Source organism: Aerosakkonema sp. BLCC-F183 (assembly GCF_041929145.1).
Taxonomy (GTDB): domain Bacteria; phylum Cyanobacteriota; class Cyanobacteriia; order Cyanobacteriales; family Aerosakkonemataceae; genus Aerosakkonema.
Genome location: NZ_JBHFNU010000031.1, coordinates 1 through 23,296 on the forward strand (window position 1 = coordinate 1; position 23,296 = coordinate 23,296).

A 23,296-nucleotide genomic window follows, 5' to 3' on the forward strand; every position below is an offset into this window, starting at 1 on the left:
GGGGTTTGTGTTTGTATCTTCTTTTTTTTTCCCTTCATCCCCCCCCCAACAACGTACCTAAGAAATTTTATTGTGGGCAATCGTCTGGACATGATATAAGTTGAGTCTAGCTGCAAGCACGATCGAAAAATGTAGGTGGTAAGGTGGAGGATGCGATCGCATAGCTTGTCGTATCCCGCTCATCTGCCTTTCGTACACTGCGATTGATAGGATGGAGACGTGGAAATCTTCCCGTTTTATCTATGTCCGACTCCGAACAGCTCAGCCTTTTTGACCTTATACCAGGTAGCGAAGCATCTACCCCATCAGTTTCGCAGACAAATTTGATTCCCACTTCTGCAAAAATACCCATTCCCCCCGGTACTTATGAAAAGTTAGAGCAACTGGCGCATCATTGCAAGCAGTGTCATCGCTGCGGATTGGGAAATACGCGCACTCATGCTGTCGTTGGACGAGGCAATCCACAAGCCCCGATTACGATCGTAGGGGAAGCACCCGGACAAAATGAAGATGAGACTGGTTTGCCATTTGTCGGGAAAGCGGGTCAATTATTAGAAAAAATTCTTGCAGCGGTTGGGTTGAGTAGCGAAAAAGATGTATATATTTGTAACATTATAAAATGCCGACCCCCAGGAAACGGAGTTCCTACCCCAGATGAAATCGCGGCTTGCAAACCTTATTTGTTAGAACAGATTCGCTTAGTTAATCCAAAAATAATTCTTTTGACTGGCGCGACTGCTGTTAAAGGTGTAACTGGAGATAAGCGGGGAATTACCAAAATTCGCGGTACTTGGATAGAGTGGGAAGGGCGACTTTGTATGCCGATTTTGCATCCCGCTTATTTGTTGAAAAATCCTTCCAAGGAAGCGGGTAGTCCGAAGTGGTTGATGTGGCAGGATATTCAGGAAGTGAAAGCAAAGTTGGATGAGTTGAGTTAGATTTGAGCTTGCGTAGTAGGTTGGGTTTCGTTTCCTGAACCCAACCATTTTTAACTATAAAGATTATGGTTGGGGTCTAGGCAAACAATATAGAAAATATTGAAATATCGCTCGCCACAATAAAAGCACGATGTAAAAGAAGTGTAAATATCGCTATTTAATTAGATAATAATTTTTTAGATAACATATTTAAGATATGCTGTAATAGTTCAAATAAAATGTGAATAAATGGCTATACCTTCGGAAATAAGAACCCTCATCGATAGATTGAATCAGGAACTAAATCAGACTGAGACTGATACAACAAGAGGACTTACCCAAGTCAGAGCAGCATTGTCGAGATTTCCAGAAAACGTTATAATGATTCAGTTCTTTGCCTATCTCAATGATGTGTTACTATTTGTAGACATTTGTAGAAGAAGAATTGATTCTATACTTGAGCGCATCACGCCAAATGATGTGGCATATACTGAAATCCAAGAGGCTGGCGAAGATTTAGGTACGCTGTTGGGACGGGTGTTGGAAACTAAAATAGAAGTAGAACGAATTATCAATCGCTTGTAGGAATTACCATGAAAGAACTACCGGATGAAAAAACATTGCTCGAACTTCTGGAAATGGCAAAAATTGCTGCTGAGAAAGCTAAAGCAATGAGCGATTTAGCAACAGAAATAGATGAAAAGTGGCGAGTTAGATTAGAGGCGAGACGCCTAGCGGAGGTGAAGAAATAATAATTATAGGGAAGATTGGGGAAAAGGCGATCTCACTTTATTTACTTTCAGCAAATTACCCCTATTCTGATTCTTTAAGACGTTGCGATAATAGGCAATCTTCAAAGCTAAAAGCTTCTGAATCTAGAAAGCTTGCGATCGCCATTTCGATCGCAGCTTCCAACGAGCATTCTAATTCATTTGCTTTTGCGATCAGGGCGACTTTCACGTAGTCAGGCAAATAGGGCATCAGCGAATGAATAGCTTCTGCTGGTAAGTGTTGGATTTTGATGGTTTGAGTCATTGTTCTCTGGGTATTTTGACGTTATAGGGAGGATTTGTAGCTTGAAGGATGAGGGTTTCTAATTGATATGATAACCCTGGTTTTTGCCATTGGTTGAGAGTAACAAAGGCAATCCTTACATCATCTGGATCGTAGCGATCGAGCCAGCCCCACAGGAAGGCTTTGTGTCCACCTCGCAGTCTATCTCTGAGGTTGTTAGCTTTGCCAATGTAGAGTAATCCTTCAATGCGGTGTCGAAAGGCGTACAAACCAACTTTAGCAGGAATTGTCTCAAATTCGCGGCTAAGCGGATAGCATCGATCGAACGGGGTAAAGGCGAGAGTGTCGAGAATTTGACGTGCTTCTTGCTGGATGGAATCGGTCATGTAAATTGGGAGACGCAAGCGGTTATCTTATCCTACAAGTAAAAGCGATAATGCTACGCATCGCTGCGCGAGCGCACCTGCATCCCCAAATGCGATCGCATCTTAATTATCAAAGCAAATCGCATAGGAAAATCTCGACAAAAATCGATCGCTTCGTTGTCAGCCCACCCCAGGCGGGTGTGGAAAGCAGATGCAAACGAATTGATTTGCAAGTGTGGTTTTGATAGCGAGCTAGTTGTCTATCTTTACTAATGAATAATCTTTCAGACGCAAGTCACCTAATATTTTTTCCTTACTGTCATAATCTTTTAAGGCATTCTCCCACGCTTCATTCATATTTATGTTAACACTATCTTCAGCTTTATTAGCGAATATGACTACTATTCGTCTTTGCTCTTTCGTTTCATAATCTTTACAATATTTGGTCAAATATTGGCCGAGAATTAGTCTTCGGTAGTTGGGATACCTTTCTCTATTTAGAATTTTAATTCCTCTGAGTTTATCTTGTAAATTTGATGCCCTGTCGCGAGATAAAGCTTCTTGCTTGTTTGTATCCTCTCCTTGACAATCTGCTGCTCCAACAGAAATAACTTCATCTGCTACTGCCAGCTTTTCATTTATTTCTTGAGTTTCTAATTTATCTAGCCCTCCTGATTCTCCTGCATATACTATTTTATTGTCTTTTCCTGATTCCCAGTAACCACCTGTTACAAAGTTTACATCAAATATAACTGTGTTTCCATTCTTATCATTCCCTTGAATAAGCTTGGATTGCCACTTTTTACTATCTTTGCTTGGCTGGCGATAAATCAATTCAAAAAGTGCATATTTTTCCAGTTGTAACTGTTTCAATTTTGCATTTTTTAAGCCATTTTTAATAGCTTCAGCATCATTGACTAGAGGGCTTTTGCGAGTCATGCCAATAATTATTATTCTTGGTGGAGATTTTGTAGATATATTCTTCTTAGGGCAGTTCTCAACCTGTTTAAGTCTATCAAAATTTTCCGATAATTCTTGGTATTTAGGATTAATCGATTTTGAAAGTTGTTTTATAAGCGAACGTCTTATCTGTCCTGCATTATCTTCATCGTTCCTCGACCCATCGCAACCTTCTGCCCCAATAAAAACGATCTTATTTTGCTTGTCCAACATATCCTTTAAAGGTTTATCGCCCTGAAATTGCTCCCATAATTTCTCCAAAGTAAACTTAGTGCTAGTTTCCTTCGGACTAACAACCATAATAAAATCAGCAGTATAGCCCTTGCTATCCTTACCACTAAACTCGACTGGGTTTTCGGGGGGACGTGGTTGAGGACAAGCAGTTAATGTCAAACTTACTGTAGCAGCTGTTACTAATTTCTTAAACACAGTTAATCGTTTCATATTTTACTGGTACACAACATGACTTTGATTATAACCAACGACGACGGTATCGACGCCCCAGGCATTCGCGCACTGCAAAAAGCTGTGAACGGTAACGCGATAATTGTCGCACCGAAAGCTGCTTTATCGGGATGCGGTCATCAAGTTACTACCATTGGCGCTATTCACGTAGAACGTCGCTGCGAAACCGAATATGCTGTTGGTGGTACTCCCGCAGATTGCACGCGACTAGCAATGACACATCTTTGTCAAAATGTCAAATGGGTACTTTCGGGCATCAATGCTGGCGGCAATTTAGGTGTTGATGTTTATATTTCCGGTACTGTCGCTGCTGTGCGCGAAGCAGCTATGCACGGAATTCCCGGAATTGCTGTTTCTTACTATCGCAAACGCAACTTAAATGTTGATTGGGATACTGCTGCTAGATGGACGGCGAAAGTATTAGATGATTTGTTTAAAAAACCGATTGCACCCGGTAGTTTCTGGAATGTTAATTTACCCCATCTTTTACCGGGAGAACCAGATCCGGAAGTGGTATTTTGCCAACCTTGTACGCAACCTTTACCTGTCAATTACCGAGTTGAAGGTGATGAATATTACTATCACGGAGAGTATGCAAAGCGTCAGCGAACTCCCGGCAGTGATGTGGATGTCTGCTTCTCTGGTAAAATCGCGATAACTCAGCTAAGGGTGTAAAATAACTAAAGTAATAGTACTAACAACCTGTGGAACCAACAGAAGAACAGTACCTAGTTCTCAATGCTCTCGAAACCCTAGAATTACTTATCAATAGGGTTTATGATGAAAATAACGGGATTTGGTTCATTCAAACACCGAGCCCAATTTTGCCTATTGCTCGACTTTTGCAAAGTGGTGATATTGTCCCAGTAGAACCGGAGTCAGAACTATGACAGATTCTAAAGAATTGCGGCAACAAAAGTATGAACGATTCCAGGAACTTTTTGCTTTATCCCGCCAGCGCTATCTGGAAGCAGGTGGCGACCCTCGAAAGTGTCCCAGCGGGAGAAAAGGAGATGATTACTTAACTGATGAAGAAAGAGAAGAACTATTTGCGATCGGACGCGAACTAGGTAATGTTAAAATTATTGGTGATGAAGTTCATACCGCCGGACGTTCTTGGAAAATTACAGCCCAATCTAATAAATAAAATAGGATAAGATCGGATAGTTAACTGTTGGCAATGAGGAAAAATGCGAATCTTAATCATGGGTGGCACCCGGTTTATCGGAGTTTATCTGACTAAAATTTTAGTAGAACAAGGTCACGAAGTTGTATTATTCAATCGCGGTAAAAAGTCTGCGCCAGTTGAAGGTATCCAACAAATTCATGGCGATCGCACTGATGCTTCGCAAATAAAGGAAAAGCTAGCTTCGGAAAACTTTGATGCCATCTTTGATAACAACGGTCGCGAATTAAGCGATACTCAACCTTTGGCGGAAATTTTTAAAGGTCGGGTAAAACATTTTGTTTATATGAGTTCGGCGGGAGTTTATCTCAAAACCGACCAATTACCGCACATTGAAGGGGATGCGATCGATCCAAAAAGTCGTCACAAAGGTAAGCACGAAACAGAGGCGTATTTAATCGAACAAGGATTGCCTTTTACTTCGATTCGTCCGACTTATATTTACGGCCCGCAGAACTATAATGATGTGGAAGCATGGTTTTTCGATCGCATTGTGCGCGATCGACCCATCCCCGTACCAGGTAACGGATTACACATCACCCAACTCGGTCACTGCAAAGACTTGGCGAACGCGATGGCGGCGGTGTTGGGAAATGAGAAAGCGATCGCACAGATATACAATATTTCAGGAGAACGCTTCGTCACTTTCGATGGACTTGCACGCGCCTGTGCAATAGCCGCAGGTAAATCACCCGATGACTTGCAGATAGTGCATTACGACCCCAAACAGTTTGATTTTGGCAAACGCAAAGGTTTCCCGTTGCGCGTGCAACACTTCTTCGCATCAGTTAATAAAGCCATGACCGAATTGAATTGGAAACCGGAATATGACTTAGTTTCTGGTTTGAAAGATTCTTTCCAAAATGATTTTCTCGCGTCTGGAAGAGACAACGCTGAAGCTGATTTTTCTGTAGATGATGAGATTTTGAAAGCAGTGCAAAGTTAATTGTTAGGGTAAGGTAGGCCATGCCTACCTTACTCTTGATGAGAGGGTTTGAGAAAAGTAAAAGAAGATTTTAATCTGTCTTAGTTGTCAATTAAGCGTTTTCTTTGGTAAGATTTTGCGGCCACAAATAGATAGCACCGGAAATTAAAGTGAAAGCAACAGAAATCCAGAATGCAATGAGAGAAGGAATTTGCCAAGCTGCTGGTAAAGGTGCAATTAACAAAGAAATGGCGATGATTTGACTTACCGTTTTCAATTTACCCCAGATATTTGCACCGGAAATAGAAGTTTGATTGACGCGCCAACCTGCGATCGCCAACTCCCGCGCTAAAATCAGAAACACGCCCCATGCAGGCACTTGTCCCAACTCCACCAAAGCCAATAATGGGCCAAGCACTAGGAATTTATCAACTAAAGGATCGAGAAACTTGCCCAAATCGCTGATTTGGTTGAGTTTACGCGCCAAATAGCCATCTAACCAATCGGTACTTGCTGCTGCGATAAAAATTGCCAAACATATCCACCGACTTAACTCTGTGGGGTTGTGCAATCCGTAAAGGAGAAATGGCAACCCCAGCAGGCGCGAGAAAGTGATCCAGTTTGGAATAGTCATATTAATTGAGTAGAGTGCGATCGGCTATCAGCTTTCATCTTAAATTATCCAGCTGCATACTTACGGCTAAACCTGCTTGTCACCATACAAGGCTTAAACACCCATCATCCCGAAAAGATTGGTGGTAAAATTTCCGCTTTCGTGGGTTTGTGCTTGTAATTGTCGATCGTCTATGTCAAACTCGCTCCAAAGATGCTATTGTAGAATAATTAAAAAAACTTAATAACAAAACTATGGTAAATCGTTGGGCTGATAAGCAACTGAAAAATTGCGAAGCAGCACTGCTTTCATTAGAAGCAGGGTTGACCCAATTTAACCAGGCGACGACAGGATTAATAGATTCCCTGGCTGCTGGAACTTCTTTATCTTATTTGCAACAAACTTATTCGCTCAATTGGCACAAAATTTGGCAGGAAATCGCACAAGAAAACCTTTGGGGCCCACAATCCTATCAACTCGGTGAATGGGTGTCTCAACAAGAAAAAGATGTAGAGAAACGCTTGCTACAACTGGAATTGTTAATTTCCGAATACCGCCTGCATATTCATCACTCAGTTCAAAAAGCTACCGATTTTTGGCTGGGATACGACGAAGGCAAAGTTCGCTGTCGTACTCCTTATGCTCAAGAACCATTTATTATCGGTTATCCCACATCATATCAAAAAGGAGAATTGCTGGGTTGGCGTTATGCGATCGCCAAATATAAAGTGCAGAATTTGTTGGAATGTTGCAACACATCTAGTTGCGAACTTTTCACTTGGGGATGAATTAATTTGAGATTTAATATTTCAGATTGCAGATTTTTGGATATCGCGTATTTATGGAAATAATCAAATCTTATTTTACTGTAGGGTGTGTTAGGCACGGGCGAGAAATTGAGTATGGCAAGCAAAAATTAAATTGCCATGCCTAACGCACCATCCCTCTTGGTAACAAAAATGAAAATATTACCCCATCACATGATGTCCGGGAGCAGCAGTTGCATAAAAAAATCGCGTTCTTATCTGCGTTTATCTGCGTTTATCTGTCTACATCTGCGGTAAAAATTTAACCCCTAATTCTCACAGAGAATGTTTCGCATTGCATTTAATTGTTATTCTAAAATATTAACCCAAGTGGCTAATTAGCGTTTTTTGGGTTGATGGTGGAAAATGTTTGTTTATGTTACAGATAGGTGGGATGGTGGGTTACGGCACGGGAACTTAATTATTAGTTGAAAGTGTTGAAATTATCGCCCGTGCCTAACCCACCCTACAATAAAATAAGTGTTTATTATTACCACGAAAACGGGAGAGCCGTTTTTGTTTTCACGACATTGACTGTTGTTGACTCTGATACCAAATAGACAACTGCTCTAAAAGAGTCCGCTCTTCAGTTTCTATTGCTTTAATTTTTTGTAAGAGTTCAAAGTCAACGTGCTTGAGAATACATTCGTTTACCAAGTGTCTCAATATACTTGGGGGAATGGCATCTACTTCTACCGATTCGCCAGAAAATTTTTTTGAGCGCGAATCGCTCGTTTTAGTTGGTCTAGTTGGCAAATGCAGATATTCAATTTGCGCTGGCGTCACAGCAACTGCTTCAAAAAAAATCTCGATATGGGGAGCCATTGAACTTATCCCTTCATTGACAACTCTAGGAATATCTACTCCACTAGGATCGCGATCGCCAAAGTAATAAATATAAGTCGGTTTGTTTTGATATTTGATTGTTTCGGCGGCGCTGTGTAAGAAACTCAGGGATGGATATCCTCTCGTTACCATCAAGGGTACATCCCAAGCTTCGGTAACTTGATACAACACACCTGCTAGAGCATCTTTTTCTAGCCAGATTTCTACATAAACTTTAGCTTCTTCCCAAAGGGAACGCCTATAGTATCTGGCTGTATCGAGAAGTGCCGTTTTCAGGGAAGACCATGTTTTCGGCTTTCGCTGAAAGCGGGTGTTATCCGCAATCCAATAATAGGGAATTTCTCCCGTTCGTCTCATTTCAGTTAAGAGCCTAACTACGGTACTTTTATATTCAGCTTCTGTTTTGGCAATTGCTCCCGTACTGACTAACTGGTAAAACACTTGTCTAACTGTCATCGGGTTTTCTACACTTAGCACTCGGAGGATCGCTTCCTTAACTTGTTGGATCTCCGCGCTAGACCTGCGATTCTTTTTGATATCGCCATAAATTTCTGTCATGCTCGTTTATCTAGGGCGTCGGGGCTAGGGGTTAGGGGTTAGGGGAAGAAGGGTCTAGGAATCTTGGGTTTAGGTCGAATTAAGAATGTCCTAATTAACTAAAGCGATTGCTATAAAACACTATTTAATATCATGTCCGGTGGCATTGGTAGTATATGAGTGATGTGAAAGATTATCTGTGAGAATCGGGGGTTAAATTTTTACCGCAGATGTAGGCAGATAAACGCAGATAAACGCAGATAAGAAAGGGATTTTTTATGCAAGCGATGCTACCGGATATGATGTAGCAAAAGTCAAAAGTCAAAAGTCAAAAGTCACTCATTGAAATGCTTGCTGTGAATTGGTTCTGGCGTTTTAGTATGCCCTAACCGCCTCGGCGGTTGCTATATAATTATATGATGCAGTTGAATTATGCTAAGATTTCAGATTGCAAATTGCCAAAATCTGCAATCTGAAATCTGAAATTTGCAATTCACCAATTCCCCAATTCGGGTTACTTGAGGTGGGCAACGGTGACGCCTTCACCGCCTTCAGATCGATCGGCTAAATCAAAACGCTCAACCTGCGGATGCTGTTTTAAGAATTCGTGAACACCTTGTCGCAGCTTGCCGGTGCCTTTGCCGTGAACGATCCACAGGACACCGTATTCTACTGCTTGGGCGATCGCTTTTTCTACCTCGCTTTCCGCATCTGCTACTCGCCAACCGCGAATATCAAGAGTATTCTTAGATGTGCGAATCGCAGGTTTGGGTTGTTGCGGAACAGTTGCTGTCTGTTTCTTTTGTGAGGTAGCTGTCTCCCCGGCGACGGATTTTGATTTAACTGGCAATTCCGGTTTCTCACCATCAAGCGATTCGATATCTTCTAAAGAAACAGTCATTTTCATGATGCCAAACTTAACGGTCAACTGACCTGCTTCGTTGGGAGAACTCAGCACTTCCGCAGTTTGACCTAACCTGGGAATGCGAATGCGATCGCCTTCTTTTGGCATAAAGCCTGGTTTGGGTTTTGGCGGTGGCGGTGGTGGCAAATGACGTTGGGCAATTTCATTTACACCTTCCCTTGCTATATTCACATCTTGCGCGGTCATCGGCCCTTGTTGCAAGCGGCGAATTACTTGGGCAATTTCACCTTTTGCTTGTGCGATCGCTTTTAGCACTTCCTGTTCTTGTTGTTGTCGCAACAACCGTTCTCTTTCTTGCAAAGCAGCTGCTTTTTTGGAGACTTCTTGATAGAAACGCTCTGCTTGTTTGAGTAGTTGCGCTGCTTCTTCTGCTTTGGTTTCTTGACGGCGGCGTTGCGCTTCTAATCCAGCAATTACCTCGTTTACTTCTTCAGTTGCTCCCCCTACATAAGTTTGCGCTTTTTCAACTACCTCCGGTTTGAGTCCCAAACGTCGAGCAATTGTCAAAGCATTAGAACGACCGGGAATTCCCCATAATAAACGATAGGTAGGCGAAAGACTGACATCATCGAATTCTACCGAAGCATTTTCAAAGCGCGAGTCTTGATATTTCAGTGCTTTGAGTTCGCCAAAGTGAGTTGTCGCCATCGTCAGTTGGGTGTTGTCGGCGAGATATTGTAAAAGTGCGATCGCCAATGCACTCCCCTCCGCTGGGTCAGTACCCGCTCCCACTTCATCTAGCAATACTAGCGAATTGCTCGTTGATAATTGCTCGTTGGCAATTGCAGATTCGTTTTCTTCTCCATTCTCCACAGCCTCTAAAATCCGACTGATGCGGCGGATGTGACCGGAAAAGGTAGATAAACTTTGTTCTAACGATTGCTCATCCCCAATATCGGCTAAAACTTGCTCAAACCAGGGCATTTCGACAGGTTCCCGTGCGGCTACGAACAAACCCACCTTCGCCATCAGCGCCGCCAAACCCAAAGTTTTTAAGGTAACGGTTTTACCCCCTGTGTTAGGGCCTGTAATCGTTACTACTCGAATTTGCGGCTGAATCAGTAAATCCACGGGCACAACTGCTGCGCCTTGTTCGTGCTGATTTTGCCAAACTAATAGAGGATGGCGCAACTGCCGCAGGGTGATGCTTTCTCTTGTGGGGTGGGCATCGCCGCCGCCTCCAACCATTTGAATGAATCTGGGTGGATTAGCTTGCAACCAATAACTGTAACGCGCTCTAGCAGTAGCCAGATCTAAAGTAGTTGCGATCGCCAACAACCTCTCCAAATCCGGTTTAACTGCTGCCACCTGCTCTGTCAAAGCTCTCAGAATTGCTTCTTCCTCTGCTTGCTCTTGGCGAATGAGCTGTCGCATCTGATTTCCCAGCGACACAATTGCGTTTGGTTCCACATACAGGGTAACGCCGCTCATCGATGTGTCGTGAACTATACCTGGGATGGCATCTTTGCTAGTTGCTTTCACGGGGATAACGAAGCGATCGCCGCGCTGGGTAATCACCTGTTCCTGCACCGCACCGGATTGCCGCTGTAAAATTCCTTGCAATATCTGATAGATGCGATCGCGCTGTTGCCGCATTTGCTGGCGAATGCCGGCGAGTTTGGGACTAGCTCTGTCTGCCACTTCGCCGCGATCGTCAATGCAGTGGTGAATTTCCTGCTCTAGTTCCGGATAAGTCCGCAAATCTGCCACTAACTCTGTCAGAACTGGCAAATCTTCTTGGTTATCGATAACTCGACGCAGTTGTCTTGTCCCCGCCAGAGTTGTCGCAATATTGAGCAACTCTTCCCCAGACAAGATACCTTGGAGTTCGGCTCGTTCGAGCGCATCTCCTATATCATAAATTCCGTCAAAAGTCCAGCCTGTTGTCAGGCGAGTTTCCAATTTGTAAACTTCTTGAGTTTGCGCCAACAGAGTGAGACTCTCGTCTTGAGTTTGGGGGATTTGCAGACGACGAGAGGCAACAGCTCCCAGCTTGGTGGCAGCAAAAGTGGACAGGTGTTGGCACAGACGTGGCCATTCCAGTAGTTCTAGGGTTTCGGCTTGAATCAAAGCTTATTTGTGGAAATTAAATATAAATAAGAGTTCCAATTCTCAGGATAAAGCAGGAACACCCGTTTCGGGTTATTCCAAAGGTGGGGTAATAGCAAATCTGCTGCGATTACCCCCGTTATTCAAAGCAGAGAGTGCGGGAGCGGGGGAGCGGGGGAGTGGGGGAGCAGGAAGAAATTCTTAATTTTGACTTTTGACTTTTGACTTTTGACTTTCCCGACGCCGTACACTTACGCACAAACGCGCAAATAAACCCGGTTTCTCTCAAAAAATGTGCATTTGGCAATTACAAATGTACGCAGAAACGCGCAAACAAACTTGGTTTCGATCGAATATTCTGCGCTTGGCAATTAAAAATCTACGCAGCAACAAGGTTTCTGACTTTTAGCGATATTGCAGTTATGACGATCGCGATTTCCACAGTTAGCGGTCTTTACGAAAACCTGATTAAATTCGGCTTTATTTAAAGCTTTGGGAAAGATTTCGGAATAAATCAAGGGTATATTCTATAATTTCGAGCAGTTTACAAATTTTTTTGCTTTCATAAGGCTTCTTTCTACATTTTACTTAGGGAGAATAGCGACGATCGAATCTTGCGATCGCTCTCCCAAGCCAAAATGTAAAGTTTTGTAACAAAAAACAAGCTAGCGCATAATATCGGAACTTTCATCCCGATAGATATATAGAGCCAAAAAGTATCAGGTATTGGAGGGTGCAATGTCTAACTTGGATATCGGAGTTTTGAATAGCGATCGAAATTATTTTGGTTTGGTCGATAGTACCGATCCGTTTGACTTGTATAAGTTCAGCTTGAACTCTCCGGCAAAAGTCGGTGTTTCTCTCACCGGATTAACTGCAAATGCCGACCTAGAGGTACTTGACACAGGGGAAGGAGTATTATATAATTCTGCGAACGGCGATTTGAGTGATGAAGCGATCGCGATCGACAACTTAGCCGCCGGAAATTACACAATTCGAGTTACACAAGTTAGCGGCGAAGCGAATTACAACCTGAATTTGACAGTTGAGAATATTCAAGTTGACCCTCTGACTGGATTGAAGATTGAATCGGGATATTTCACAGTTGGAGAAACCGGACAAGTTGGAGTAGATTTTATTAATGATGGCGGTTGGTATAAAGGGGAATTAGCCATCTTTAGTTTAGAGGGAATGGATCGATTTGTTCCCGGTTCGGAAGAGTTTATTAAAGAAGCAGCACATCGATCGTTAAGTAATTCAAACTTAGGTTATATAGTAATTTCCGACCCCAACGAAGCAGCTAAGTTTAATGTTGGTTTGGCAAATGCCGATAACAATGGAGAATATAAAGGTATCAAAACCTTTGCCATGAAGCCAGAGGATAAATTTGGCGTGATGTTAGTGCCAAATGGAAAAGTGCAGGAAGTATGGGATAATCCGAATATTGGTGGTAGCAAACGTCCGTTATTCTCATTAGTGACAGCGAATCCCAACGCAGCTTTTCATGTTGGACAAGTTGCGGATATCAATGGAACGGGTAGCGCATTTGCGATCGAGGATATGCGCGTTGATACGGGAACGGATAAAGATTATAACGATGTCATTTTCAAGTTGACTGGTGCGACGGGGAAAGCAGTTAATTTGGATGATGTGATCAATCCAGAGAGAGATTGGCGCGATTCTAAGCTGGGTAAGGATTTGATCGATTATGTGAAGAAAGAAGAATTAGCGATCGATCCAAAACCACCAATTGATACCACACCTGTAGATCCGACACCACCAATTGATAGCACACCTATAGATCCAAAACCACCAATTGATAGCACACCTATAGATCCAAAACCACCAATTGATAGCACACCTGTAGATCCAAAACCACCAATTGATACCACACCTGTAGATCCGACACCACCAATTGATAGCACACCAGTCGATCCAACACCACCAATTGATAGCACACCAGTCGATCCAACACCACCAATTGATACGACACCAGTCGATCCAAAACCACCAATTGATATCACACCTGTAGATCCGACACCACCAATTGATCCGACACCAGTAGATCCGACACCAATATACAATGCTGGTAATACACTAGCTACAGCACGTGATTTAGGAACATTGCGCGTTAATGCTAGTGAAGTAAGCTACAGCTTAGGTGTTAGGGACTTTGTTAATAATGTCGATCGATACGACTATTACCGCTTTAATTTCGAGGATACTAACAATTTCAATGTGCGTTTGGATGACTTGAGTGCAGATGCTAAAGTTGAATTAATTCAAGACTTAAATAATAACGATCGAGTCGATGAAGGCGAAGTTTTAGAAATTTCTGATGGTGGTACAGCAGCACAGATAATTAACCGCAATCCTTTAAACAAGGGAATTTACTACGTGCGAGTATCTCCGGGTGAAGCGGGTGATACTAATTACAGTCTCAGTTTGACGGCGAGTTTACCAGAAGTATCGATCGCACCAAATCAACCTTTAATTGGTATCATCGATACTGGGTTTAGCGGCAATAATGCCGATCTTGATTATCGTCGATTCAAATTGGGAAGCGATCGCATTTCTAACGACAACGACCCCTTACTCTCTCCCGGTGAAGGAAACGAACACGGTACGCATATTTTAGGGTTAATTGCTGCTACCCAAGGTAATGGAATTGGGATTGATGGAATTAACGATAAAGCACCAATTTGGTTGGGGCGTGCAGTAGGTAGTGGAAATTGGGCAGAGTCGCTGATTGAATTTGTGGATGCAGCGAAACAGTCGGGACAGAAAAATGCGGTTGTGAATCTGAGTTTAGATTTAACGCAAGTTAACCCAGATGGTAGCGTTACTACAAGATATGAATTAACGCCAAAAGAACGGGAAGCGATCGAATTTGCGCGGCAAAATCATGTTCTAATAGTCACTGCTGCTGGTAACGATGGCGGCGTGATGTCCGTTTTGGGACAAGCTTCCCAGGAGTTTGACAATATTATTACAGTTGGCGCATCCAATGAGTTCGATCGGGCTGACTATTCCAGTTATGGTGCGGGTTTAGATATTTTAACTGAAGGTGGCACCATTGATCAACCCGTAACTTCCACAGTTGGAAATAGCTTAGGTAAAATGACGGGAACTTCCGTTGCAGCAGCGAAAGTGACGGGTGTTGCATCTTTAATTTGGGCAGCAAATCCCGATCTTAACTTCAAACAAGTAATTTCAATTCTCGAATCTACAACTACAGATTTGAAGACATCAGGATGGGATGGAGAAACGGGATTTGGATTGCTTAATTCAGCAGGAGCAGTAGAATTAGCGAAGAATACAATAGGGGAAAATTACACGCCGGAAGCTTGGGTAGCACCATTAATTTGGGATGGTGAAGGGAAAGTAACGCCAACAGAACGTGCAGCGCAAGGTGGGATATCAATTGCTACAGCACCTCAATTTTCACCCGCGTTTTCCGATAACGATAAAGTTGACTCGACAACACCTGAAAAATATTACCAATTTACAGTCAGTCAACCTGGTTATGTACGCTGGACACTTACTCGCACAAATGGTAGCAACGAATTTCCTGGTGCAACGTTGGTGAAAGCAGATGGTACTCCCGGACGCTTTAAATTTGTATCGGGCGGGGCTGCTACCAGTGTTTCTGTTGAAGGCCAAACTCCGCCTATTTCAAGAACAGATGGTGTATTTGTTGACCCTGGAACCTATTATTTGAGACTTCGGAATGGAACAACCAACACGGTAAAAAACTACAATCTTTCCAATGAGTTTATTGCCGATTCAGTCAATACATTTCCAACGCCTGTCAACTACTCAACAACACCTTATTTTGACTTTGAGCCAGATATCCAAAGTAAGGCATTAAGTGGAAATACTGCTACTCAGTTGAATGTATCCGGTCAGGTTGAATATAAATTGGGAGATGTGAGCAACTACATTGCCAAATATGGATTTGAAGTGAAAGAATCAGGCAAATTAAAACTGAACTTACTTTCTCCCAATGGCAAAGCAAAACTTAGTGTTGAGAAATTTATTGGGTTTGAAGATCAAACTGTTGAATTGGCTAATTACAGGATAAATGCTAACTCGACTCAGCAGTTGGAAATAAACCTGAATAAAGGGCGATATCAGATTGAGGTAACACCTCCTTTTGAAGTTTGGAATGAAGCTGATTATATCGATGGTCAAACTTTAAAACGACCTTACACGCTGACGGGGGTATTTTCGCGACTTGCGCCAAAACCTGGGGAAGGGAATGTTCCTATTGCTGCGGGTGATTTTATCAAGACGGTGACAAGTAATGGGGTAGATACTCATTACTACAATAATGGCTATTTGAGTGTTCAGCCGAAAGGATTGGCGACTTGGTACACTTATGGCACGGGTAAACCCATTTCAGGCGTGACAACTACTGCTATAGTAATCGAAATACCAGCAGATCCCGATGGAAATGGTTCAATAGCCACCGCTACAGTAATTCCTAACCCGAATCTCGCCAATGGTAATGTCAGTCAATACCCTAAACCTTGGAGTTATGCTTCCCAAGGAACATCGATCGGCGGTAGTAACGATCTGAATGATTTCTATACTTTCAATTTGGCTGAATTCAATTGGGTTGACCTTCAGTTAAAAGGTTTAAATGCCAAGGCGGGTTTTGAGCTAATAAAAGATAGCAACAATAATAGAAAAGTAGACGATGGTGAGATAATAGCCTCGGCGATTTCTCAGGATGGCATCACAGCAACACCAATGAGAACTCGTTTATTAGAAGCAGGCAATTATTACGTTCGGGTTTTCCCTGAAGGAACAGGAACTCTTACCAATTACAATCTGAATCTTTCTCCTACACCCACCGATATTGATGGTAACGGAACGCTATTTACAGCAGGTAAAGGTAAGGTTTATTCGGAGGCTTTTCGTAGTTCGATCGAAATCGGGGATAAGTTACAGACGGGTGGTAGTGGGTCAGTTGGTGGTGCTGACATAAGAGATTACTACGTTTTTAACTTGAATCAAGAGAAAGACGTTGAACTGAAGTTTTACGGAGCTAGTACCTCTGCTAATTTCAATCTAATTCAAGATAAAAATAACAATGGATATGTCGATCCTGGTGAAGTATTAGCTAGTGGAAACCAAACGCAGCCGATTAACTACAATTTACAACCTGGAACTTACTACGCAGAAGTCTTCACAGGTTGGATGAGTGCCAACACTGATTACAGTTTGAGTCTCGTTCAAGATGCTCCTTACAGGACGGCGATTAATAAAGAATATCCGAATTTCAGTGGATTATTAGGTAATCCGACTGGAGATTTTTGGCAGGCAACAAAATCACCAACAGGCACGACTGGGTATGGGAGAAGCTACGAGCATGGTACTATTCACTGGTCGCCTCAATATGGTGCTGTAGCCCTTTGGCATGGCTTTCAAAATACCTATAACCAGAACGGTGGTTCTGGTGGTTGGTTAGGTTTCCCAACGAAAGATAAATACGATTGGGAAGGTGGGCAACGCATCGATTTTGAAGGCGGATATATGTTCTGGAAACCCAATCGGGCGGGGGTAAAAGCCTACCGTCCTTGGGAATCTGCCAATGTGCAACCTATTGCTAATGTTTGGAATCAGAAGATTGAGCAAGGAGATTTTGTTCTAAAAACGATAAGCCCGAAAATAGGTCAAGAAAAGCTAATCCCAATGCAGGGTAAGTTTAATTGGTCTGATGCAGATGGAGACGCGATTACTAAAGTTAGATTTTACGATCGCTCAACTTTGGGAGATTTTGTAGGGCCATTAGGTAGTGTAGTCAAACAAATTGACGGCTACTCAGTTATCGAAGCAGATGCAAATAAACTTAATGATGTTTATTTCAGTGTTCGGCAACTGGGTAATACGTCTGTTTCTGTTTCGGTGTTTGATGGTCAAGTGTGGAGCGATCGCAAAGACTTCACTATTACTACTTATGCCAATAAACCACCTGTTGTTAATGCCTGGAATCTGAGTCTGAAGCAGGGTCAATCCCTTTCTATGCAAGGAAACTTCAGTTCGTCAGATCCAGATGGCGACCCGATAAAATTTTATGCTTTCTACGAAGATTCTCCCGTTGGTTCCTTTACAGCTAGTGGTCAAGGGAATTGGTATGAGCCAAATGGCACAGTTTTTGTAGTACCTGAAAAGAACCTGAACACTGTTCGCTTTGTTGGCGAAAAAGTGGGCAATAGTTCAGCTAGTATTAAGGTGCATGACGGTAAGGTGTGGAGTCAATGGAAGAACTTCAACATTTCAGTGCAGTCTAATAACAAACCACCTGTCGTTACTACTAAGAATCTAACTGTAACTGAAGGTCAATCTATCCCAATGCAAGGGAATTTCAGTTACTCCGATCCAGATGGCAACTCGACAATTACTAAGTTTCAGTTTTTTGAATCTACACCTGTAGCTGATTTCACTGGTAACTTCAGGCGGATAGATAATTCGACTATTGAAGTGGATGCTAAGAATTTGAACAGCGTGCGCCTTTTGGGTGTGCAACCAGGATCGGCAAGTTCCACTTCGTCTTCTATTCGGGCTTTTGATGGTCAAGTTTGGAGTGCGTGGAAAAATTTCGGGATAACAACGCTTGCTAAAAATAGTGGTAGCAACCCTGGTGGTAATACAACAATCATTTCACCGGGTCACATAACTTCTACAATAAACTTTGACCTAAAAAATCAGAGTATTTGGAGTGGAGGGCAAGGATCTTCTATTGGAGGATCAATTTCTAACAAATACAATCCCGAATGGTCATTCGGCTTGGTAAAAACATCACTAGAGGCTGGTTATACTTTTAGTGCATTCGCTAGCGCTGGAACTTTTGGAGTAAATATTCCAACTACTTTTGATATTAATTGGCAGCCAAATCCAGGTGGAAAGTCAGTAGCAGTTAATTTTAGCTCCAAACTTAATTCTGGCTTGAGCCTAGAAACTCTATTTGGCTTGGATTTAAGTGCAAAACTAAATCTTGCCGCCGAATTATCAACGGAATTTCCTTGGCCTTGGTCAGGATGGAATCAGAAAACAAGGTTTGAAGCTTCTGGAGGACTTGACCTTCAGAGCGTTATGAAAGCCGCTAAGTCACCTGTTGTGCTAGACCTTAGTTTAGAAGCAAAAGAGAAAAACAATAATAACTCTAATAGTATCGAGGTGAAGGATGAGGCTTTTCAAGCAATTGATATCATCAATACTTTAGCTCTAATTCCGGCAACAAGTGCTGCGGCTATACCAATTCGTGATGCGGGAATTTTAGGGGCAAGTTTAGGGGCTAATATACAACAAAAATCAAAGTTCGATATAACAGGGTTTGAAATTGATTACGACGGTCAGAAAAATGGAAATGAATTGATTCTTCCTTTCAATGGTTCTGGAATTTTGAATGTTCCTATTCCAGACTGGTTGAAAGCAGGGCAAGAGTTTAAGTTCACACCCACTATCAAACCAATTACGCAGTTTCAATCTTTCTTCAACTTGGGTGGTAAGACTGAACTCTCCTTGAATTCAAAGAAGCTATTTGAATCGGCAGTAGCTAATTTACCTATTCCAGATTGGTTGAAGGAGCAGGCGAAAGAAGCTTTACCAGGTGTCAGTCTTAAGTACTCAGTGGAAACACCCTACTTACAAGTCTGGAAAGGAAAAATTTTCAATCCATTCGATTTCACAAGTGCTTATAAACTTAGTGAAATTAACGTCAAAATTGGCTAGTTGATTTCTACTCATTTTGTAGAGAAGTACGATCGTACTTTTTCAGATCTAAGTGCTGGTGGGGTATTGAGTGCGATCGCCCTTTTTCGGATGTCAGTGCTGGTGGGGTATTGAGTGCGATCGCCCTTTTCGCTATGTGAGTGCTGGTGGGGATGTGAGTGCGATCGCCCTTTTTCGGATGTCAGTGCTGGTGGGGATGGGGGTGCGATCGCCCTTTTCTGTATGTGAGTGTTGGTGGGGTATTGAGTGCGATCGTACTTTTTCGGATGTCAGTGCTGGTGGGGTATTGAGTGCGATCGCCCTTTTTGGGATGTCAGTGCTGGTGGGGGTGGGAGTGCGATCTCTCTTTTCGGTATGTCAGTGCTGGTGGGGTATTGAGTGCGATCGCTCTTTTTGCGATGTCAGTGCTGGTGGGGATGTGAGTGCGTTCGCCCTTTTTCGGATGTCAGTGCTGATGGGGTATTGAGTGCGTTCGCGTAGCGTGCGCCTTAGCGCAATCGCTCTTTTTCGGATGTCAGTGCTGGTGAGGATGGGAGTGCGATCGCCCTTTTTGCGATGTCAGTGCTGGTGGGGATGGGAGTGCGATCGTTATGAAATAATCAAAAAGAACATATTTTTGAGAGGTAACAAACCTTTTTCAAAATGGATGAACTGATTCAAGGCATAGGATTTACTATCAAAGCCAGCAAATTCGACTTCTTTTTCGGTCGCGTGACATCCACTCCCACTAATGCAAGACGATCCTCAGATAATTTAAGGGACTTGAGAATTTTGGGAATTGACGAAGCATCTGGCGGCAAAGAACGGCTTTTACAAATCTTTGCAGAAGGATTAAATGCCCCGGAAGTTCCCGATCGAAAAACTAACGAATATGGCGTACATATCTCCAGAAAAGTAGAATTGAGTGGGGGAGAAAAGCCAGGTGCTATCATCGTTCGTTACTTTTATCCCCAAGGCGACTTGAATGCCATTCCTCAAGTTACCTCGATCGTTCCTTTAATTTATCAATAACCAGCAGTTATGCAAATACGCTCCATCAGCAAATCAGAATTCAACCAAATTCCAGCCACTCGGCAAATTATCGTTCACGAATACGCCCGAAAATTCGCTTGCTTAGATTTGGGAGAAACTTTAGGGTGTTACGGACTTAGCTGGTGTAGTGAATTAGTGGATTTAAGTATAGAACATTCAACCGATAAAAAACTGCTTTGGATAGGTATCGATCGACAATTAGCAGCTATCTGTTTGTCAAGCGGTCGCATTTGTGTTGCTATGCCTTTAACGGCTAACCTAATTCAGATTAAAATCATTCAAGAAGTGACGGCTGTTTTGACGGAAAACGAAATATTATTATTTAATCCCAATGGTTCGTTGCGATTTAATCATGGCTTCCCAGATTTAGCCTCAGAAATTATAATCGCTGAGGATTATTTAACGATAAGATTAATGGATGGTGACAGTTTTAAGTTGAATCCTCAAACAGGAGAATTCAGACAATTAGTAGGGGAATTAATTACTTCATAAGTTGGGGAAGAAGTGCGATCGCCTGTCTTTAATCTCTCATGCGATCGCTCTTTTGCAATGTAAGTGCTGGTGAGGATGTGAGTGCGATCGCCTGTCTTTAATCTCTCGTGCGATCGCCCTTTTCGCTATGTCAGTGCTGGTGGGGTATTGAGTGCGATCGCCCTTTTCGCTATGTCAGTGCTGGTGGGGTATTGAGTGCGATCGCTTCTTTTTTCTATGGAATATTAAAAAGCGATCGCTATAAACTACCCAGATTATTCTGCATTTTCGTCCTCAGTTTCATCCAACTCTAATGTATACTCTAATGCTGACTTTAGCTTTAATAAATAGCTAGCAGAAAGAGTTCCCAATTGCCGTATTAATCGTTGCTTATCAATCACTACAATTTGGTAACAAAGCGCCACTGACTCTTGCGTTAATCCACCTTCTCCAGCAGGTATGACAATAGTACCTGGTATTTTAGCACGTCGCAAATTACTGGTAATAGGAACAACAACTATAGTTGTAGTGAAGCGATCCAATGTATTTCTTTGTACCAGAATAACTGGTCGTATGCCAGCTTGTTCTGAACCTCTACTTGGATTCAAATCAGCTAAATAAACATCTCCCCGCATCAAAGTATATCCTCTTTTCGCAGATTGGGTAGATAATCCTTTAAAACTGCTTCAGACCAGGCTAAATCTTCTTGAGCAAATTCATTTTTAATAGCCTCAGCTTCTTCATCAAAAATCCTATCCCACTCCTGAAATAATTGTTTTTTATGTAAGGAACTAGCAAATTTTAGGACTTGCTCTTGTTCTGACAAAGAGAGGTTAGAGATTATTTCCAGCAATTCTGTTTTCACTATTTCTGTTGTTTTGGTTGTCATTATGCAAAACCAACAAACTCTAAATAGATTATAACATGATGTGGCGATCGTGCTTGTGGGATTTGAGAGTGCGATCGCGCAGCGATGCGTAGCATTATCGCTTTTGGGGATGGATGTTAGTGCGATCGCCCTTTTCGCTATGTCAGTGCTGGTGGGTATTGAGTGCGATCGCTCTTTTTCGGATGTCAGTGCTGCTGGGGGTGGGAGTGCGATCGCCTACGGTACGCACTCGCGTTCGCACTTTTGGCGATGTAAATGCTGGTGTGTAGCGTATTTCAGCAATTAAACGATGAGCGGTTAGGGAGTCTTGCTGGTAGAATTAGTACAGATGAACTACTGCGCTTAGTAAACAACCCATCAGCGCAACGTTTCTTAGACACCCGCAGCAACAATATTAATATAATCCAAGAAGTAGAAGGCCGACTTTTAAGAATTACCCTTTCTGGCGACAGTCAGCGGATAATTTCAGTAGGGCCAATTCGGACAAACTTAGTCAGAAACCGCATTGCTAGCGGTGAATTCATTCCACTGACCTAGAGGTACTGGTGATGGCGAAAATTCATATTTCCGAAATCCAAGATATATTAGCACAAAAAGGCGCGTCAGATGCCAAGCCAGATCCCAACTCAGGATATTTTCTAGAAATTCGATTTGACGATCCTCAGTTAGATCCCAAAGTAGTTGATGAAGAATTCCAAAATCAAACTATCACAGCTGATTGCCCTTACGGAATGGTAACAATTCAGTTTGACAAATACGGGCAACTGAAATCGATCGATTTAAGTTAATTTAAGGTTAAAATATTGTGCTTTTGGAATGTTAATGCGAACGCGAGTGCGTGCGCTGACGAGAGCGATCATATTTGTTCAATTGGAGAGTGCGTTCGCGAAGCGTGGCGTTAGCCATATCGCTTCTTTTTTCTATGGAATATTAAAGAGCGAGTTTTAGGGAATATTAAAGAGCGATCGCCTCTCATCACATCTTCCCTTTTTAATTACTTCTGTACAGCCGCAGCCCGTTTTTTCTCCGCTCTACGTTGCCACTTTTGAGCAATTTTCTCTGATTCTTCACTAAACTCTTTGATTTTTTGTTCAACTTCTTTAGCAAAATTAAGGATTTCATCTAACTCAGCTAATTGTTGTTCATTTAAAGATGGTTTTGTCATTGCAAATTCTCCAGACGGCTTTTCAAATTATTAACTAGCATTTTAGTTTCTAATACTCTACCCAGTTCACCTGCCAAATCCTCCCCAGCTTCCTGAATTTCCTCATCTGTATTTGTCTGTGTTGCCGAAAGGTTTTCTACTATACTGCGAATTCGTCTTCTTTGTGTCTCAACAAATAGCATAGCACTGCTAAAAGAAGCAAAGAACTGAATTAATCTCGCGTTTTCGGGAAAGCGATCGAGGATAGCTCTAGTTAAAGTAAGTCCTGTGGTAGCCTCCTGCTCAACTTGATTAAGCTCTTGATTTAATTGCTCGACAAGAGCAGTAATTTCTGGTGGAATAGGCATTTTGTAATTATATCGTAGCAGAGAATGAGATTACAAACGGGCTA

The 23,296-nt window shown here is 42.4% G+C and carries 27 protein-coding genes; 16 read left to right on the forward strand and 11 right to left on the reverse strand.

What is annotated here, in order from left to right; all coding sequences use genetic code 11:
* The first annotated feature begins 242 nt into the window (after nt 1–242).
* From ACE1CD_RS07730 to ACE1CD_RS07740, 3 genes are all read left to right on the forward strand, one after another.
* Nucleotides 243–938: a uracil-DNA glycosylase family protein gene (locus tag ACE1CD_RS07730; RefSeq protein WP_374822910.1), complete on the forward strand. Its 696-nt coding sequence runs from the start codon at nt 243–245 to the stop codon at nt 936–938.
* A 228-nt stretch (nt 939–1,166) separates the two neighbouring features.
* Complete coding sequence (locus tag ACE1CD_RS07735) at nt 1,167–1,502, forward strand: hypothetical protein (protein ID WP_374794561.1); 336 nt, start codon at nt 1,167–1,169, stop codon at nt 1,500–1,502.
* Between the two features lie 8 nt (nt 1,503–1,510).
* On the forward strand, nt 1,511–1,669 hold the full coding sequence (locus ACE1CD_RS07740) for a hypothetical protein (protein WP_374794560.1): 159 nt from the start codon (nt 1,511–1,513) through the stop codon (nt 1,667–1,669).
* A gap of 61 nt (nt 1,670–1,730) precedes the next feature.
* Here the strand turns inward: ACE1CD_RS07740 and ACE1CD_RS07745 are convergent, their stop codons facing one another.
* Genes ACE1CD_RS07745 through ACE1CD_RS07760 form a run of 4 tightly spaced genes read right to left on the reverse strand, consistent with a single transcriptional unit; the run spans nt 1,731 to nt 3,700 of the window.
* A complete protein-coding gene (locus ACE1CD_RS07745; protein WP_374794559.1) occupies nt 1,731–1,952 on the reverse strand; it encodes a hypothetical protein in 222 nt (73 codons plus the stop codon).
* On the reverse strand, nt 1,949–2,317 hold the full coding sequence (locus ACE1CD_RS07750; protein WP_374794558.1) for a GIY-YIG nuclease family protein: 369 nt from the start codon (nt 2,315–2,317) through the stop codon (nt 1,949–1,951). The genes ACE1CD_RS07745 and ACE1CD_RS07750 overlap by 4 nt, the downstream gene beginning before the upstream one ends.
* A 53-nt stretch (nt 2,318–2,370) precedes the next feature.
* A complete protein-coding gene (locus tag ACE1CD_RS07755; RefSeq protein ID WP_374794557.1) occupies nt 2,371–2,529 on the reverse strand; it encodes a hypothetical protein in 159 nt (52 codons plus the stop codon).
* Nucleotides 2,530–2,548: 19 nt separating this feature from the next.
* On the reverse strand, nt 2,549–3,700 hold the full coding sequence (locus ACE1CD_RS07760; protein ID WP_374822913.1) for a hypothetical protein: 1,152 nt from the start codon (nt 3,698–3,700) through the stop codon (nt 2,549–2,551).
* A gap of 18 nt (nt 3,701–3,718) precedes the next feature.
* On the opposite strand from ACE1CD_RS07760, the gene surE reads away from it, so the two are divergent.
* From surE to ACE1CD_RS07780, 4 genes are read left to right on the forward strand one after another with little or no spacing between them, the layout of a single operon-like run.
* Nucleotides 3,719–4,396: a 5'/3'-nucleotidase SurE gene (gene surE, locus ACE1CD_RS07765; RefSeq protein ID WP_374794554.1), complete on the forward strand. Its 678-nt coding sequence runs from the start codon at nt 3,719–3,721 to the stop codon at nt 4,394–4,396.
* A 29-nt stretch (nt 4,397–4,425) separates the two neighbouring features.
* Nucleotides 4,426–4,611 (forward strand): hypothetical protein, encoded by a 186-nt coding sequence (locus ACE1CD_RS07770; RefSeq protein WP_374794553.1) that lies wholly within the window; start codon nt 4,426–4,428, stop codon nt 4,609–4,611.
* Nucleotides 4,608–4,868 carry a hypothetical protein gene (locus tag ACE1CD_RS07775; protein ID WP_374794552.1) on the forward strand — a complete coding sequence of 87 codons (261 nt, stop codon included), beginning with the start codon at nt 4,608–4,610 and terminating at the stop codon, nt 4,866–4,868. The genes ACE1CD_RS07770 and ACE1CD_RS07775 overlap by 4 nt, the downstream gene beginning before the upstream one ends.
* Before the next feature lie 43 nt (nt 4,869–4,911).
* The gene (locus tag ACE1CD_RS07780; RefSeq protein WP_374794551.1) at nt 4,912–5,853 is read left to right on the forward strand and encodes an NAD-dependent epimerase/dehydratase family protein; all 942 of its coding nucleotides are present in this window, start codon (nt 4,912–4,914) and stop codon (nt 5,851–5,853) included.
* 91 nt (nt 5,854–5,944) lie between these two features.
* Here ACE1CD_RS07780 and pgsA read toward each other — a convergent pair whose 3' ends face one another.
* On the reverse strand, nt 5,945–6,466 hold the full coding sequence (gene pgsA / locus ACE1CD_RS07785) for a CDP-diacylglycerol--glycerol-3-phosphate 3-phosphatidyltransferase (protein ID WP_374822916.1): 522 nt from the start codon (nt 6,464–6,466) through the stop codon (nt 5,945–5,947).
* Nucleotides 6,467–6,699: 233 nt separating this feature from the next.
* Here pgsA and ACE1CD_RS07790 point away from each other — a divergent pair, with 233 nt between their 5' ends.
* The gene (locus ACE1CD_RS07790) at nt 6,700–7,233 is read left to right on the forward strand and encodes a hypothetical protein (RefSeq protein WP_374822919.1); all 534 of its coding nucleotides are present in this window, start codon (nt 6,700–6,702) and stop codon (nt 7,231–7,233) included.
* Nucleotides 7,234–7,773: 540 nt separating this feature from the next.
* Here ACE1CD_RS07790 and ACE1CD_RS07795 read toward each other — a convergent pair.
* The gene (locus ACE1CD_RS07795) at nt 7,774–8,655 is read right to left on the reverse strand and encodes a hypothetical protein (RefSeq protein WP_374794548.1); all 882 of its coding nucleotides are present in this window, start codon (nt 8,653–8,655) and stop codon (nt 7,774–7,776) included.
* 493 nt (nt 8,656–9,148) lie between these two features.
* The gene (locus tag ACE1CD_RS07800) at nt 9,149–11,629 is read right to left on the reverse strand and encodes an endonuclease MutS2 (protein ID WP_374822922.1); all 2,481 of its coding nucleotides are present in this window, start codon (nt 11,627–11,629) and stop codon (nt 9,149–9,151) included.
* Nucleotides 11,630–11,829: 200 nt separating this feature from the next.
* Between ACE1CD_RS07800 and ACE1CD_RS07805 the strand changes: the two genes are divergently transcribed.
* The 5 genes from ACE1CD_RS07805 to ACE1CD_RS07825 all read left to right on the forward strand — a co-directional run bounded on the left by ACE1CD_RS07805 (nt 11,830) and on the right by ACE1CD_RS07825 (nt 20,872).
* Nucleotides 11,830–12,096 (forward strand): hypothetical protein, encoded by a 267-nt coding sequence (locus ACE1CD_RS07805; RefSeq protein WP_374822925.1) that lies wholly within the window; start codon nt 11,830–11,832, stop codon nt 12,094–12,096.
* Between the two features lie 250 nt (nt 12,097–12,346).
* A complete protein-coding gene (locus ACE1CD_RS07810; protein ID WP_374822927.1) occupies nt 12,347–19,348 on the forward strand; it encodes a S8 family serine peptidase in 7,002 nt (2,333 codons plus the stop codon).
* Between the two features lie 70 nt (nt 19,349–19,418).
* Nucleotides 19,419–19,814: a hypothetical protein gene (locus tag ACE1CD_RS07815; RefSeq protein WP_374822930.1), complete on the forward strand. Its 396-nt coding sequence runs from the start codon at nt 19,419–19,421 to the stop codon at nt 19,812–19,814.
* 176 nt (nt 19,815–19,990) lie between these two features.
* A complete protein-coding gene (locus tag ACE1CD_RS07820) occupies nt 19,991–20,359 on the forward strand; it encodes a hypothetical protein (protein WP_374794542.1) in 369 nt (122 codons plus the stop codon).
* Between the two features lie 9 nt (nt 20,360–20,368).
* Complete coding sequence (locus ACE1CD_RS07825; RefSeq protein WP_374794541.1) at nt 20,369–20,872, forward strand: hypothetical protein; 504 nt, start codon at nt 20,369–20,371, stop codon at nt 20,870–20,872.
* A gap of 254 nt (nt 20,873–21,126) precedes the next feature.
* Here ACE1CD_RS07825 and ACE1CD_RS07830 read toward each other — a convergent pair whose 3' ends face one another.
* Both ACE1CD_RS07830 and ACE1CD_RS07835 read right to left on the reverse strand, forming a co-directional pair.
* Nucleotides 21,127–21,486 (reverse strand): type II toxin-antitoxin system PemK/MazF family toxin, encoded by a 360-nt coding sequence (locus ACE1CD_RS07830; protein WP_374794540.1) that lies wholly within the window; start codon nt 21,484–21,486, stop codon nt 21,127–21,129.
* Nucleotides 21,486–21,716, reverse strand: a complete 231-nt coding sequence (locus tag ACE1CD_RS07835; protein WP_374822933.1) for a hypothetical protein — start codon at nt 21,714–21,716, stop codon at nt 21,486–21,488. The genes ACE1CD_RS07830 and ACE1CD_RS07835 overlap by 1 nt, the downstream gene beginning before the upstream one ends.
* A 64-nt stretch (nt 21,717–21,780) precedes the next feature.
* Between ACE1CD_RS07835 and ACE1CD_RS07840 the strand changes: the two genes are divergently transcribed.
* The 3 genes from ACE1CD_RS07840 to ACE1CD_RS07850 are packed head-to-tail and all read left to right on the forward strand — an operon-like array spanning nt 21,781 to nt 22,528.
* The gene (locus ACE1CD_RS07840) at nt 21,781–22,026 is read left to right on the forward strand and encodes a hypothetical protein (RefSeq protein ID WP_374822935.1); all 246 of its coding nucleotides are present in this window, start codon (nt 21,781–21,783) and stop codon (nt 22,024–22,026) included.
* Entirely contained in the window at nt 21,996–22,277 is a 282-nt protein-coding gene (locus tag ACE1CD_RS07845) for a hypothetical protein (RefSeq protein WP_374822938.1), read from the forward strand. Before ACE1CD_RS07840 ends, ACE1CD_RS07845 begins: the two co-directional genes overlap by 31 nt.
* Nucleotides 22,278–22,288: 11 nt before the next feature.
* The gene (locus ACE1CD_RS07850; RefSeq protein ID WP_374794530.1) at nt 22,289–22,528 is read left to right on the forward strand and encodes a hypothetical protein; all 240 of its coding nucleotides are present in this window, start codon (nt 22,289–22,291) and stop codon (nt 22,526–22,528) included.
* Between the two features lie 206 nt (nt 22,529–22,734).
* Here ACE1CD_RS07850 and ACE1CD_RS07855 read toward each other — a convergent pair whose 3' ends face one another.
* Together ACE1CD_RS07855 and ACE1CD_RS07860 are read right to left on the reverse strand one after the other, a co-directional pair.
* Nucleotides 22,735–22,905 (reverse strand): hypothetical protein, encoded by a 171-nt coding sequence (locus tag ACE1CD_RS07855; RefSeq protein WP_374794529.1) that lies wholly within the window; start codon nt 22,903–22,905, stop codon nt 22,735–22,737.
* Nucleotides 22,902–23,252, reverse strand: a complete 351-nt coding sequence (locus ACE1CD_RS07860) for a hypothetical protein (RefSeq protein WP_374794528.1) — start codon at nt 23,250–23,252, stop codon at nt 22,902–22,904. The genes ACE1CD_RS07855 and ACE1CD_RS07860 overlap by 4 nt, the downstream gene beginning before the upstream one ends.
* Nucleotides 23,253–23,296 lie beyond the last annotated feature (44 nt).